The sequence below is a fragment of the Pseudomonas sp. HLT2-19-2 genome, from assembly GCF_054898005.1.
This window is the reverse complement of sequence record NZ_CM142712.1, coordinates 1290319-1304225: the sequence shown is the minus strand read 5'-3', so window position 1 is coordinate 1304225 and position 13907 is coordinate 1290319. Positions and strand designations below refer to the sequence as shown.

General features: G+C 53.5%; 15 protein-coding genes and 1 pseudogene. 11 read left to right on the top strand and 5 right to left on the bottom strand.

Annotated features, from left to right (window positions below):
* Positions 1-136 precede the first annotated feature (136 nt).
* Genes ACYZTU_RS06035 through ACYZTU_RS06025 form a run of 3 tightly spaced genes read left to right on the top strand, consistent with a single transcriptional unit; the run spans position 137 to position 1861 of the window.
* Positions 137-601 (top strand): multidrug transporter, encoded by a 465-nt coding sequence (locus tag ACYZTU_RS06035; RefSeq protein WP_461968717.1) that lies wholly within the window; start codon positions 137-139, stop codon positions 599-601.
* A 34-nt stretch (positions 602-635) separates the two neighbouring features.
* Entirely contained in the window at positions 636-1463 is an 828-nt protein-coding gene (locus ACYZTU_RS06030) for an SDR family oxidoreductase (RefSeq protein ID WP_461968715.1), read from the top strand.
* A complete protein-coding gene (locus ACYZTU_RS06025) occupies positions 1460-1861 on the top strand; it encodes a DUF4440 domain-containing protein (protein ID WP_461968713.1) in 402 nt (133 codons plus the stop codon). Before ACYZTU_RS06030 ends, ACYZTU_RS06025 begins: the two co-directional genes overlap by 4 nt.
* Here the strand turns inward: ACYZTU_RS06025 and ACYZTU_RS06020 are convergent.
* Positions 1854-2506 (bottom strand): annotated as a pseudogene (locus ACYZTU_RS06020) (efflux RND transporter periplasmic adaptor subunit); the annotation flags it as partial. The gene ACYZTU_RS06025 and the pseudogene ACYZTU_RS06020 overlap by 8 nt on opposite strands.
* A gap of 401 nt (positions 2507-2907) precedes the next feature.
* Between ACYZTU_RS06020 and tmk the strand changes: the two are divergent.
* The 5 genes from tmk to ACYZTU_RS05995 are packed head-to-tail and all read left to right on the top strand — an operon-like array spanning position 2908 to position 6007.
* Complete coding sequence (tmk, locus tag ACYZTU_RS06015) at positions 2908-3555, top strand: dTMP kinase (RefSeq protein ID WP_461968711.1); 648 nt, start codon at positions 2908-2910, stop codon at positions 3553-3555.
* A gap of 8 nt (positions 3556-3563) precedes the next feature.
* Positions 3564-3923 carry a hypothetical protein gene (locus tag ACYZTU_RS06010; protein WP_461968709.1) on the top strand — a complete coding sequence of 120 codons (360 nt, stop codon included), beginning with the start codon at positions 3564-3566 and terminating at the stop codon, positions 3921-3923.
* Positions 3923-4696: a dCTP deaminase gene (locus ACYZTU_RS06005; protein ID WP_461968707.1), complete on the top strand. Its 774-nt coding sequence runs from the start codon at positions 3923-3925 to the stop codon at positions 4694-4696. Before ACYZTU_RS06010 ends, ACYZTU_RS06005 begins: the two co-directional genes overlap by 1 nt.
* Positions 4693-5049, top strand: coding sequence for a MazG nucleotide pyrophosphohydrolase domain-containing protein (locus ACYZTU_RS06000; RefSeq protein ID WP_461968705.1), 357 nt, complete (start codon positions 4693-4695; stop codon positions 5047-5049). The genes ACYZTU_RS06005 and ACYZTU_RS06000 overlap by 4 nt, the downstream gene beginning before the upstream one ends.
* A complete protein-coding gene (locus ACYZTU_RS05995) occupies positions 5027-6007 on the top strand; it encodes a hypothetical protein (RefSeq protein WP_461968703.1) in 981 nt (326 codons plus the stop codon). The genes ACYZTU_RS06000 and ACYZTU_RS05995 overlap by 23 nt, the downstream gene beginning before the upstream one ends.
* A 219-nt stretch (positions 6008-6226) precedes the next feature.
* Here the strand turns inward: ACYZTU_RS05995 and ACYZTU_RS05990 are convergent, their stop codons facing one another.
* From ACYZTU_RS05990 to ACYZTU_RS05975, 4 genes are read right to left on the bottom strand one after another with little or no spacing between them, the layout of a single operon-like run.
* A complete protein-coding gene (locus ACYZTU_RS05990; protein WP_461968701.1) occupies positions 6227-7078 on the bottom strand; it encodes an efflux RND transporter periplasmic adaptor subunit in 852 nt (283 codons plus the stop codon).
* 39 nt (positions 7079-7117) lie between these two features.
* Positions 7118-7318 carry a DUF1656 domain-containing protein gene (locus ACYZTU_RS05985; protein ID WP_007896379.1) on the bottom strand — a complete coding sequence of 67 codons (201 nt, stop codon included), beginning with the start codon at positions 7316-7318 and terminating at the stop codon, positions 7118-7120.
* A complete protein-coding gene (locus ACYZTU_RS05980; protein ID WP_461968699.1) occupies positions 7308-9512 on the bottom strand; it encodes an FUSC family protein in 2205 nt (734 codons plus the stop codon). Before ACYZTU_RS05980 ends, ACYZTU_RS05985 begins: the two co-directional genes overlap by 11 nt.
* A 10-nt stretch (positions 9513-9522) precedes the next feature.
* On the bottom strand, positions 9523-11049 hold the full coding sequence (locus tag ACYZTU_RS05975; protein ID WP_461968697.1) for an efflux transporter outer membrane subunit: 1527 nt from the start codon (positions 11047-11049) through the stop codon (positions 9523-9525).
* Positions 11050-11239: 190 nt separating this feature from the next.
* On the opposite strand from ACYZTU_RS05975, the gene ACYZTU_RS05970 reads away from it, so the two are divergent.
* The 3 genes from ACYZTU_RS05970 (at position 11240) to ACYZTU_RS05960 (ending at position 13907) form a co-directional block, all read left to right on the top strand.
* Positions 11240-12208, top strand: a complete 969-nt coding sequence (locus tag ACYZTU_RS05970) for a LysR family transcriptional regulator (RefSeq protein WP_282375192.1) — start codon at positions 11240-11242, stop codon at positions 12206-12208.
* A 76-nt stretch (positions 12209-12284) separates the two neighbouring features.
* A complete protein-coding gene (locus ACYZTU_RS05965) occupies positions 12285-13259 on the top strand; it encodes a 2-hydroxyacid dehydrogenase (protein ID WP_461968695.1) in 975 nt (324 codons plus the stop codon).
* 138 nt (positions 13260-13397) lie between these two features.
* Positions 13398-13907, top strand: a complete 510-nt coding sequence (locus ACYZTU_RS05960) for a DUF2165 family protein (protein ID WP_461970975.1) — start codon at positions 13398-13400, stop codon at positions 13905-13907.

Below are 13907 nucleotides of genomic sequence, written 5' to 3'. Positions count from 1 at the left end.
CTAACCGTTCGTAGGCATGCAAGGCTACTGTCAGAAATCACAGTGCCGACCAACGGCAAAGGACCTTGATCGACGAATGTCCATTCCTTCGGCCCTTCGGTAGGATGGTGGCCATGAGTTCAAGGAGCGTTCAAACATGTTCATCGGCGTCCTGTTGGTCATCACTTGGCTGATTTTGTTGCTGCGCTACCCGACCAAGGCATTGCCGGTCTCGGTGGCAGCCGCCATTGGGTTGGGCCTGGTGGCAACGTGGGTGATCTGGATGGACAACCGCGAGGTCAAGCAAATCGCGCGCCTCGAGCTGCGCATCACTTATGCGCCCGAACACTGCCCGGCCGATAGTCCACTGCAACTGAAAATGAACAACAGCAACGACGTGCCGCTGACCGAACTGCGCTGGCGCATTGCCGCCTATGCGCCGGGCGACACGGTCAATCTGGCCGACAATCAATACGCCGCACCGCGCTATCGCGGCCCCGGCGAACTGCAGGCCGGCGCGAACTGGGAAGACTGCTTGCCGATGCCGCCACTGCGCCCTGGCTATCGCCCGCAAACGCTGGAGTTTCGCGCCGAGCGTTTGCAAGGTAGTTTCTCCGATTGATCTTCCCTTTCTCTTTTTGCACAAGGACCGCGCCATGCCCGTTGCATTGATTACCGGTTGTTCCAGCGGCATTGGCCGCGCCCTCGCCGAGGTGTTCAAAAGTGCCGGTTACGAAGTCTGGGCCAGCGCCCGCAAGGCTGAAGACGTGGTGGCTCTGGCCGCTGCCGGTTTCACCGCCGTGCAACTGGACGTCAACGACGGTGCGGCACTCGAGCACTTGAGCGATCGCATCAACCAGCAACATGGCGGCCTCGACGTGCTGATCAACAACGCCGGTTACGGCGCCATGGGGCCGTTGCTCGACGGCGGTGTGCCGGCCATGCAGCGGCAATTCGAAACCAATGTGTTCGCCATCGTCGGTGTCACCCGCGCGATGTTCCCGGTGCTGCGCCGGGCCAAAGGTCTGGTGGTGAACATCGGCAGCGTGTCCGGGGTTTTGGTCACACCATTCGCCGGCGCCTACTGCGCCTCTAAAGCGGCAGTGCATGCTTTGACCGATGCGTTGCGTATGGAACTGGCGCCGTTTGGCGTACGGGTCATGGAAGTCCAGCCGGGCGCTATCGCCTCCAGTTTTGCCAAGAATGCCGGTCATGAGGCTGAGCAGTTGATCACCGAACAATCGCCGTGGTTTCCGCTGCGTGAAGGTATTCGCGCGCGGGCCAAGGCCTCTCAGGACAAACCGACGCCAGCCAAGGAGTTTGCAGAGGATTTGCTCAAGGCTGTGCAGCAGAGCAAACCACCGCGCCTGATTCGTCTGGGCAATGGCAGTCGGGCGTTGCCGTTGTTGGCGGGGTTGTTGCCTAAAGCCTGGCTGGAAGCGGGATTAATGAAGCGTTTTGGATTGAAGGGGCAGCTCCCATGACCGACTACACCGAATACTTTGACGAAGTGATCCAGGCCCACGTTGCCATCGAGCAGTGGCTGGCCGAGGAACGGGACAAGTCAGAGCTTGAACAACTGCTGACACGTTTTTCGCCACAGTTTTCCATGATCTCGCCATTGGGGCGGGTGCTGGATTTTGAGGCGCTGAATGAATTGTTTCTACTGGCGGGCGGGAAGAAGCTCGGGTTCAGAATTGAGCTCAGCGAATTGCGTGGCATCGCTCTGTACGACGGTGGCGCGACTGTGAGTTATCGCGAGCAGCAGACGGATGCGACGGGGTTGCACTCTGATCGGCGATCGACGGTGGTGTTTGAGAAGCAGGCGGATGGCAAGGTGGTTTGGCGGCATTTGCATGAGACGTTTTGCACGGTCAGTTAACAACCACAGTACAAGTAATCCCCGCCGCCAACAGCACACCCTCCGGCACTTCATCGATGTGAATCCGCACCGGCACCCGCTGCGCCAACCGCACCCAGTTAAAGGTCGGGTTCACGTCCGCAATCAGCTCGCGACTTACCGGGTTATCACGGTCGTAGATACCGCGAGAAATACTCTCCACATGCCCCTTCAGCACTTCCCCGCTCATCAACTGCATGTCGGCTTATCGCCGACCCGCACGTGGGGCAATTTGGTTTCTTCAAAGAAGCCGTAGACCCAGAACGAGTTCATGTCGACCACGGCCATTTTCGCTTCACCGATGCGCGCGTAATCGCCGCGATGCACATTGAGGTTGGTCACGTAACCGTCCACCGCTGCGCGGACCTCGGTGCGTTTGAGGTTCAGTTCGACGGCTTCCCGTTGCGCCTGAGCGTGCTGGTAATCGGCTAACGCCGAGTCGGCGATGTTGCTGGCGTCGTCGCGGTTTTCCCTGGAGATCACCAGGTTGTCCATGTCGGCGCGGCGGTGGGCATTGACCTTGCGCATCTCCCACGTCGATTTGCGAGACGCCACCAGCGACTGCGCCTGTTTGACCGCGATGCGGTAGTGCTCGGGGTCGATCTGCATCAGCAAATCGCCCTTCTTCGCGCGTTAATTGTAAGCGTTTGTTCAAAAAATCTTAAAAAACCAACCAAAAATTCATCACACATGAAAAATCTCAAGCAAAAAATCTGAATTTTCTGGCACCGAAAGGACAAAAAACGCGCCGTTTTCCATAATTCTCAAGATCCTCATCAGATGGCTGAACCATTGCAGTAGTCCAATGCTTACGATTACTGTACGAAAAATGCTCCTCTCCGGATGCTGTTCCTCAAGGATTATCCGTTTCTGCACAGCAATAGCCCACTGCCTGCGCCAATACGAGTATGCTATTCTTACCAACCATGGATAGTTAGATAAAAACACATACTTCAACAAACAGACTCAAATAAAACTCAATACAATATTTAATACAACCTTATACAAGCATATAGAGAGACTTAACAGTGAGAGGAAAATTCATTGTACTTGAAGGGATAGACGGATCAGGAACATCTACTCAATCAAAACTTTTAGAGAATACCCTTGGCGAGCTAGGCATTAGATGCGCAACAACTTGCGAGCCATCTGATGGCCCCATTGGAAATTTGATACGTCAAATTTTTAAAGGAAGGATAAAAATGTCTACCGGTGCAAACAAAAATATCAACTCCGGTGACCTATTTGATGAGCAAATGGCATATCTTTTCGCTGCAGACCGGCACGACCATCTTTACAACGACATAGATGGGATATTCAGCATGTTAGACAAGGGTATAAGCGTAATCTGCACAAGATATTATTTCTCGTCATTAGCATACCACTGCTCAAACGAAAACGACTTTAACTTCGTGCAAGAATTGAACAAAAACTTCCCTAAGCCAGACCTCATCATATATTTAGACAACCCTGTCGAAGTATCAATCAAAAGAATGGAGTCCAGAAAATTCAAAGATAGCTATGAAAATCTCAAAAAACTCACACAAGCTAAAGAAAATTACAAAAAAGCCATATCTAATTACCAAGGAAAAACACTAACAATTACCGCAACGGAGCCTCAGGAAAACATAAAAGCTGTTATTAAAGAAAAAGTAATCGAGTTATTCAACAACTAAGGTGAACCATGATTAAAATCCCGAGCATCATATACTCCAACACCGACGACTTTATTTCCGAAATAACAGAACTGGTTCAAAACAAGCTATTCCTAGCTGATGATTTGATAGCAATCGCACAAAGACCAGACTCAAACATCAAGCACAACCTAGAAAAACTAAATAAAACCTCAGCCATGCAACTTATCATGATATGTCTTGCATACACTCAAATCGACTCACTCGAAATAAGAGTCGAACCTTTTGGAAGTCGACTAAAAGAAAATCTTAAAAAGATTAGTGAGGGTTTGCATATCAATGCGGAATCCATCCTTCCTATTTCTACTATAGAAAACGACCTAATCAAGACTCTTTCGAAAGTAAGCTAATGTCAATCCTATCCAATATCGAAATAGAAAAACTTATTAAGACCTCAAAGCTTATTGAAAACGGAGACATTTCTCAAATAGGCGCAGCCTGCTATGAACTTAGAGCAGGAACCACTTACTTTGATCTAACAGAAAACAATTTGCGCATTGACATTAACTGGACGGGCTCCATAATTATTAAGCCTTGGCATAGAGTTGTTATAATGACTCAAGAGACATTAAATATGCCTAACAACCTTCTTGCCAAAATCACGAGCAAAGGTTCTTTGTTTAGCGTAGGGCTTAGCGCCGTAAATACTCAAGCAGATCCTGGCTTCAAAGGGCAAATTGGAGTGGTAACTCAAAACTTCAGTGACAAATATATAAAAATAAATGTCGGGCAATCTATAGTAAAAGCTGATTTTTCCGAGCTATCCTCACCAACTAGCAAACCTTACTCTGGACAACATGGATTTAAGAGTAATATTTGGCCAATTGTATCCTCTCTTCAAAAAAGCCATGAAGATGTAGCAACTGATCGGCGGGTAGAATCGAAAACTCTAGAAGCTTACAAAGTACTTCCTGAGGAAATATCAAGCATCGTCAAATCGTTATCAAAACATCAAAAAACAGTAAACTTACTTTTAGTAGGCGCGATGTTTTTGAACACAACCACCCTAATCCTTATGCTGCTACCCACGCAAATAATTGAAAACACGACAGGGATAATCATAAACATTATCTCCCAGCTAATAATCTCAGCTTTTGTATTGTTCTGGAGACAAAAAACGTGAAATTTTCAGAGCTATGCAAGATATGTAAAGAGTTTGATGAAGAACATGGTTTTCCAGTTGTTTTCGAAAAAGAAAACGAAAAATTCAATCAGATCACAAAAGACCTAGTGGGATTATTTGGTGAAATAGGAGAATTCTCAAATATAGTAAAAAAAATAAACATTAAAATAGAAAAAGGCGATCAGTACGAACTAAACACCCCCGAAGCCGCTGCACACTTAAAAGAAGAATTGTCAGATTCATTAATATATTTAATACGCCTAGCCAACATCTTGGATATCAACTTAGAAAAAGAATGCTTAAACAAAATGGAGAAAAATAGAATCCGCTATGAAAACCTCAAAAAACAATAAGAATATTTTTTTTCTAGCTGTAAACACTGGATTCACGGATCACAACCAACCCAATGACGCTTTCCTTGAGTTTTACGAAAGCAGAAGTGGCAATGGCCTTTACTGTTCCATAATTGGAAATGTTGCAATTCCTAACGGACACGGAAGCAACAACAGCACACCTATAATAGAAAATAATCCAATATGGCGAAAAATTGCCAAATCCATACTTAACAAACAAACCTTGCCAGGCATCCAATTTAGCACAACATGGCCAAATTATATTGGAGAGCTAACTTTTATCGCAAAAAACCAAAAAGACCAGCTCGATAATTATAAAAAAATATCTTCTAGTTTCGACAGCAACTATATAACCACCCAATTTCAACTTCTAGAGTCAGCTACGAAAATTGCAATAGATTCCGGTTTCCAGCACATTCAACTACATGTTGCCCATGGGTATTTTTTCAACCTAATACTTGACCACAGATTTAGCAAGTACGCGGATTTAGGATTGGAGTTAGCATCGAACTGGCTCCTTCAGAACAAAAAAAACGGCATTGAAACTTCAATAAGAGCTTCAATGTCAACCGGTGCAGACGAAATGGACTCGACTGATTCTTTTTCCGACAACCCCATACTGACTTTACCGACAGACTATTTCGATTTGTCAGCTGGATTCTACAACATAAACAAACGATTAATTTACCCTTCCACCAAAACAATACTTGAAACACGTTACAAAGACTCACTAAATATTGCCAAGCAAAATTCAAATATTAAGTTTATTATTTCTGGAAAATCACAAGCCTTGTTTTCTTCGGACCTTCCTGACAACGCTCATATTGGAATTTGTCGCGACCTCATTGCAAATGAAAATTTTCTGTCAGAGCGTATACATGGATGCCAAAATAAAATGAAATGTCATTATTTTTCAAGAGGAAAAAATAAACTCACTTGTGGGATGTGGAAGAAATGACAAACCTATAGTAATCAAACGTTAAACACGCCTAGGATCACCCGACAAATAGTCTCATAAAAACGAAATAATCTAAGTTTTCCATTATGCATGCTCCAGCCATAGCAAACCCGTATTTTCAAACTAAGCAGCCAGAGAATAGTGGACCGAGTAGTCTATTATCAATTCACATCTGAGCTAGATAAGTTTTACTTTTAAAGACTACTATCAGTGCGACTTTTACGGCCTCACAACCACCGTACACGTTATCCCCGCCGCCAACAGCACACCCTCCGGGACTTCATCGATGTGAATCCGCACCGGCACCCGCTGCGCCAACCGCACCCAGTTAAAGGTCGGGTTCACGTCCGCAATCAGCTCGCGACTTTCCGGGTTATCACGGTCGTAGATACCGCGAGAAATACTCTCCACATGCCCCTTCAACACTTCCCCGCTCATCAACTGCATGTCGGCTTTATCGCCGACCCGCACGTGGGGCAATTTGGTTTCTTCGAAGAAGCCGTAGACCCAGAACGAGTTCATGTCGACCACGGCCATTTTCGCTTCACCGATGCGCGCGTAATCGCCGCGATGCACATTGAGGTTGGTCACGTAACCGTCCACCGCTGCGCGGACCTCGGTGCGTTTGAGGTTCAGTTCGGCGCCTTCCAGTTGCGCCTGAGCGAGCTGGTAATCGGCTAACGCCGAGTCAGCGATGTTGCTGGCGTCATCACGGTTTTCCCTGGAGATCACCAGATTGTCCATGTCGGCGCGGCGGTGGGCATTGACCTTGCGCATCTCCCACGTCGATTTGCGAGACGCCACCAGCGACTGCGCCTGTTTGACCGCGATGCGGTAGTGCTCGGGGTCGATCCGCATCAGCAAATCGCCCTTCTTCACCAACTGGTTATCACGCACCGGCACGTCCACCACTTCGCCGGTAACGTCCGCCGCCACATTGATGATGTCGGCGCGCACCCGGCCGTCGCGGGTCCACGGCGTGTCCATGTAATGCACCCAGAGGGTCCGGCCGATCCATATCGCAAGGGCCAGCACCAACAGAGTGGCGAGCAGGCTGAAAAGCTTTTTCATCAGGGCCTTCTTCAGTGATAGAGAGTCAGTGGTAGAGAGTCAACGGTAAACAGTCAGCGCCAGGGCGCCGAACAGACAGGTAAACAAACTCAGGCGCAGCAGCGCCGGGTGCCAGAAGAAGCGGTACAGATCGAACCCGGACAGGAACCGGTCCAGCGCCCAGGCCAGTGCCGCCGCGATGAAAAACATCAAAGTCATGGTCGGCATGTACACGCCGTGGAAGGCGATTTCACGAGGCATGTTCAAGTCCTTGGGGCTTGGCGGTGGGGTTGGCATTCATATAGCCGGCGAGCGGTGATTGCGGGTCCAGCAACGAGGTGCGGATGAAGTGCAGGTAGCTCTTCACCCGGCGCAGGGCCGAGTTGTCGAAGTGCGGCGCGAAAGGCTCGTCGGTGGCTTGCACACGGCTGATCGCGTGATCGACGACGATCAATCCACGCTCCAGATTGCTCTGGCTCGGTTGCAAAAACAGCCGCACCAGCGAGCGGCCCATCACCCGGATCGCCTGACGCCACGGCTTGGATTCGGCATAGGCCGGATGCACCGGCAGGATCGCCTGTTCCTTGCGCAACTCGATGATCGCGTGGCCAACTTCCAGCACCACAAACATCCAGCGCAGCAAGTCCCGTTGTACCTGCGGCTGCCCTGCCGCGAGACCATAGGCCTGATGCAGCAAGTCGCGGGTGCTGCTTTCGAAACTCGACGCCAAACCCTTGAGTTTGCCGCTGATGGCGTACACCACTTGCCCGCGCAGATCCTGCTCCAGCCGACGCCACAACCAGCGACTGTTGGGCGGCAGAATAATCGCCCCGGCGGCTGCGCAGACCAGCATGCCGAGCACCATGGCGATGTAGTCGTTGATAAAGGCGTAAGGGTTGTAGACGGTGAGGTTGTCCGGCACCGAACCGGTGCTGAAGAAGATCAGCAAGCCGAGGCCGACACCGGCGTAGTGTGGCCGGGAAGTGAGGAACGAACCGAGCACGATTACCGGCGCGAGCATCACGCAGAGCAACGGAAAACCGTCGATCCAAGGGAAGATGATAAACATCTCGACGAAGCCAATCAGTGCCCCGAGCAACGTCCCGCAAGCCATCTGAAACGCCATGCGTTTTGGATTCGGTGTCGCCGCTGAAAGGCCCACGGTCGCGGCGGCGATCAGCGTCATGGTCGCGCCGCTCGGCCATGCGGTGGCAACCCAATAGCTGCCCAGAACAACCAGAATGAATGCCGCGCGAATCCCCGAGGCGGCCGACGCCATCCAGTTGGTTTGCGGGGTGAACGGCTCATCCCAACGCTCGCGCGCATGGCTGTGATCAGCCAACGACGCGTGGGTCTGCGCATAACTGTGCAAGTCATCGACAAAGCGATAGAGCAATTCGTATGCCGTGTGAAAATCCAGCTGCTCGACGTCGCTCGGATTGCGCTCCTGAAAAATAGCTCGCAGGCTGCGAACGCGCGCCGGCAGACCTTCTTTATAGGCGGTCAGCGCGATGACCAGACGCCCCGCATCGGCGTTGGTCAGGGCACGGCCGCTGAAGCCATCAAGCAGTTCGGCGAGGTCCTGCAAACCCGGTTTGATCGCCGCGACCACGTGATCAGTGCCGCTGCTGCGCAAGCGTTCAAGCAATTGGTGCAGGGCGTTGAAGCGCGTAGTGATACCCATGAACTCGCTGTTCAGTCGACTGAGCCGACCGTTGCGCCGACGCATGTGCGGGTCTTCGAACACAGTGACGCTGCGCAACCCTTCCAGCCCCACGGCCTCGGCGATGAAGCGCACGTTGCTCGCCTCGAAAGCCTCCCGTTTGCTGCGACCGCGCAAGCCATCCGTGACGAACAGCGCGAACACGCCGAAGCGTTGATACAAGGCGTTGCGCATCGCGGCGCTGGCGGTTTGCGGCAGGATCGCGGCGCTGACCAGCGTGGCGCAAATAATCCCCAAGGAGATTTCCAGCACCCGCCACACAGCGGCCATGAACGCGCCATCCGGGTGAGCCAATGCGGGCAAACCGACCATCGCCGCGGTGTACCCGGCGAGCACGAAACCGTAGGCGCGGAAGTTGCGATAGCGCGCCGCGCCGGCCGAGCAGATGCCCACCCAAATCGCCAGCGAACCGAGGAACAGCTCGGTGTTTTGGGCGAACAAGGCAATCAGCGCGACCATCACCGCCGAGCCGGCCAAGGTGCCGAGGAAGCGATAGAAACTTTTGGCGAATACGTGGCCGCTTTGCGGTTGCATGACGATGAACACGGTGATCATCGCCGTGCGCGGCTGCGGCAACTCCAGACGCATGGCCAGCCACAGGGTCAAGAGCGCCGCGAACAGCACCTTGAAAATGTAGACCCAGGTCACGCCATCGCTGCGCGCCCAGTCGAAGAAACCCCGGCGCCATTCAAGGGAATACAGCCAGCGCAAAGGTGCGGGCAAGGGAGTCATGGAGTCCTGCTCAATGATTGAGGGCTTGGAGAATGGCCGGGATGTTCGGTGCTATTTTTTTCGGAGCATCGGTCTGGCTGTCTTTCGGCGCATCGTTACCCGCGCCCAGTCCGCCGCCCAAAGCCGTCACCAGTCCAGCGTGAGCGCTGAGACGCGCGGCTTGAACCTGCTGCTGAACCTGTTGCTGTTTGAACAACAAGGTCTGGGCGTTAAGCACGTTGAGGTAATCGGTGAGGCCGCGCTGATAGGCGATCATCGAGATGTCGTAGGTCTTCTGCGCGGTGGCCACCGACTCGGCGGCGAAGGTTTGCTGCTTGTCCATGGATTCGCGGCGGATCAACTGGTCGGAGATGTTTTTCAGTGCATTGACCAGCGTCTGGTTGTACTTGGCCACGGCGATGTCGTAACCGGCCGAGGCTTCGCCCAGCTCCGAGCGCAAACGGCCGCCATCGAAGATCGGCAACGAAATGGCCGGGCCGACGCTGAAGTTGAGCTTCTTGCCGGTCAGAAACTCCAACGCTCCACCGCCAGTTGCCATATAGCCGAGGCTGCCGACCAGATCGACGTTGGGGTAGAACCCGGCGTGGGCCACATCAATGCCCCGCGCCTGGGCCGCCACTTGCCAACGACTGGCGACCACGTCAGGGCGTTGACCGAGCAACTGCACTGGCAAGGATGACGGCAACTTCAGAGGCGCGCCCAACGACAGCGTCGGCCGCTGCAACTGCGCGCCCTCCCCCGGGCCAAAACCTGCCAGGGCTGCGAGTTGATTGCGGCTCAGGGCGATTTCTTCGTCCAGCGCATCGATCTGACGATGGGTTTCCGGCAACGGCGTTTCGGCCTGGCTGACTTCAAAATGGGTGCCGATGCCGCCGTTGAGACGCTTTTGCGCCAGGTCGAGAATTTGCTGTTGCTGTGTCAGGGTCGCGGCGACGATGTCCCGTTGCGCGTAATGCAACGACAGCTCGATGTAGGCGCGCACGATGTTGTTCTGCAATTCGAGCTGGGCCAGACGCGCTTCCGCAGCGCTCATGTGAGCCATGTCGACGGCGCGCTCGGTGGCGTTGCTTTCGCGGCCCCAGAGATCAAGGGTGTAGCTGAAGCCCAATGACGCGTTGTTGTCCCAAGTGGTGGTGTTGGCCAACACGCCCGGCCCGTAGAACTGATCGGTGGGCCAGTTATGGCGTTTGAGGGTGGACTCGCCATTGATCTGCAGCGACTCCGCGGAGACGGCGATCCCGGCCATGGATTTGGCCTGACGCACTCGCGCCGCCGCCATGGCCATGGTCGGGCTGCCTTGCAGGGCGAGGTCGATCCAGCGGTTCAGTTGCGGGTCGCCATACGCCTGCCACCATTGGGCTGTAGGCCAGTGAGCGTCCAGCGCGGCGCTCTGAATAGCTGCGTCGGTGGCCAATGAATTGGCCTCGAGTGCCTTGCCCTGCGGAGCAATACCTCCGGTACCGATGCAGCCGCTGATTGCCAGGGGTAAAGCCAAAACACTGAGCGTCTGAAGCGCTCTGCTGATGCGACGCGGCACTGCTGCGATCCTGAAGTGGGGAGTTGTTCCTGAGGTGCGCAATTCTATGGGTCGGCTTTGTTGGCGATAAGCTGGGAATCCTGTGAATCTTTGTTACCGTTAACGCGATAATCCGTTAGTCCATCTTTAGTCGCCTGTAGAAAATCAGCAACTTCGTGTCACAATTTGCCATTCGCCTAGAGAGCACCCCATGGACACTTTGCAAAACATGCGCGCCTTCAGTTATGTGGCCGAGGCTGGCAGCTTCACCGCCGCCGCCGTGCAACTCGACACCACTACGGCCAACGTCTCGCGCGCGGTCTCCAACCTGGAAGCCCACCTGCAAACCCGCCTGCTCAACCGCACCACTCGACGCATCGCCCTGACCGAGGCCGGCAAGCGTTATCTATTACGCTGCGAGCAGATCCTGGCCTACGTCGAAGAAGCCGAAGCCGAAGCCAGTGATGCCCACGCGCGCCCGGCCGGGCAGCTTAAGGTGCACACCATGACCGGCATCGGTCAGCACTTCGTGATCGACGCCATCGCCCGCTACCGCAAGACCCACCCCGACGTCACCTTCGACCTGACCATGGCCAACCGCGTGCCGGACTTGCTCGACGAGGGCTACGACGTGTCCATCGTGCTCGCCAGCGAACTGCCGGACTCGGGGTTCGTCTCCCAGCGTTTGGGCATCACCTACAGCATCGTTTGCGCCTCGCCGGCCTATGTAAAAGCCAACGGCTGCGCGCACAAGCCCAGCGACTTGCTGAACCACGCCTGTTTGCGTCTGGTGAGCCCGGTGATTCCGTTGGAGAAATGGACCTTCGACGGCCCTGAAGGCCAGGAAATGGTCACTATTAATAGCTCGCCGTTTCTGGTGAATTCTGCTGATGCAATGAAGACAGCGATCACCAGCGGCATGGGGGTTGGCGTGTTGCCGGTGTATGCGGCGATTGAAGGGTTGCGCAACGGGACGCTGGTGCGGGTGATGCCGAATTACCGGTCGCAGGAACTGAATCTGTATGCGATTTATCCGTCGCGGCAGTATTTGGACGCAAAGATTAAAACGTGGGTCGAGTATTTGCGCGGGTCGTTGCCGGAGATACTGGCGGCGCATCAGGCGGAATTGGTGGCGTATGAATTGAGCGGGAGCATGGGTGGGGTTCGGGTGGCGAACTGATCCAGACACTCGCATAACGACGGAGAGAAATGTTAGCGTGCTTGGCATTCTCCGAGCCCCGACGAGCCCTCCTCCCATGAAAAAGACCGTCCTCGCCTTCAGCCGCGTCACCCCCGAAATGGTCGAACGCCTCAAGCAAGACTTCGACGTCATCGTGCCCAACCCGAAAAACGGCGACATCAACGCCCAATTCAACGAAGCCCTCCCCCACGCCCACGGCCTCATCGGCGTCGGTCGCAAACTCGGTCGCGCACAGCTAGAAAACGCCGCCAAACTGGAAGTCGTCTCCAGCGTCTCCGTCGGCTACGACAACTACGACGTCGCCTACTTCAACGAACGCGGGATCATGCTCACCAACACCCCCGATGTCCTCACCGAAAGCACCGCCGACCTGGCCTTCGCCTTGCTGATGAGCAGCGCCCGGCGCGTCGCCGAACTGGATGCCTGGACCAAGGCCGGCCAATGGCAAGCCACCGTCGGTGCGCCATTGTTCGGTTGCGATGTGCACGGCAAAACCCTGGGCATCGTCGGCATGGGCAACATCGGTGCGGCCATCGCCCGTCGCGGGCGGCTGGGCTTCAACATGCCGGTCATCTATAGCGGTAACAGCCGCAAGACCGAGCTGGAGCAAGAACTCGGCGCGCAGTTCCGCAGCCTGGATCAACTGTTGGCTGAAGCCGATTTCGTCTGCCTCGTCGTGCCGCTCAGCGAGAAAACCAAACACCTGATCAGCCACCGCGAATTGGCACTGATGAAGCCAAGCGCCATTCTGGTCAACATCGCCCGCGGTCCGGTCGTCGATGAGCCTGCGCTGATCAAAGCGCTGCAAAACAACCGCATTCGGGGCGCCGGGCTGGACGTCTACGAGAAAGAACCGCTGGCCGAGTCGCCGTTGTTCCAACTGAAAAACGCGGTGACATTGCCGCACATCGGCTCGGCGACTCATGAAACCCGCGAGGCCATGGCCAATCGTGCCTTGGCCAACTTGCGCAGCGCCCTGCTGGGTGAACGGCCGCAGGATCTGGTGAACCCGCAAATCTGGAAAGGCTAATTAAAACGGGCAGACACTTTTAAAGTATCTGCCCGACTTCTACATAACTTGCAATTCACTCTGCCGACGAAAAAAAGTTAAGCGCTATAGACTCTCCACTACTTATCCGCCCGGACCATGTACATGGAGAACATCATATTGAACAACTTTACAACCGAAAAAATCATAAGAATCAGCAAAATAGTGCTGATGGCTTATATAAGTTTTTTTGGACTTCTGGTGATGTATAGCAACTTCACCGACTACTCCACCAACTACGAATATGTCGCCCATGTCCTGAGCATGGACACGACCCATAACAATGAACGAACAAGCTACCGGTCCATCACTTCGCCCATACTGCACCACCGGATTTACTGGCTCATTATCACCCTTGAAGTGACCTACACCGTTTATTGCCTGGTAGGCACTTACCACCTTTTTCAAAAACTGAATGCGTCAGCCCGCGAATTTCATGAAGCAAAAAAATTATCGATAATCGGTTTACTGATCGGTTTGTTCATCTATTACATCTGTTTGCAGGTAGTGGGCGTCGAATGGTTCAACATGGATAGATCACAGACATGGAATGCCAAGGACTGGGCTCGACACATCGTTGATTTTATGTTGCCACTGCTTATGTATGTCTCGTTAAAGATCGAGCGCTGA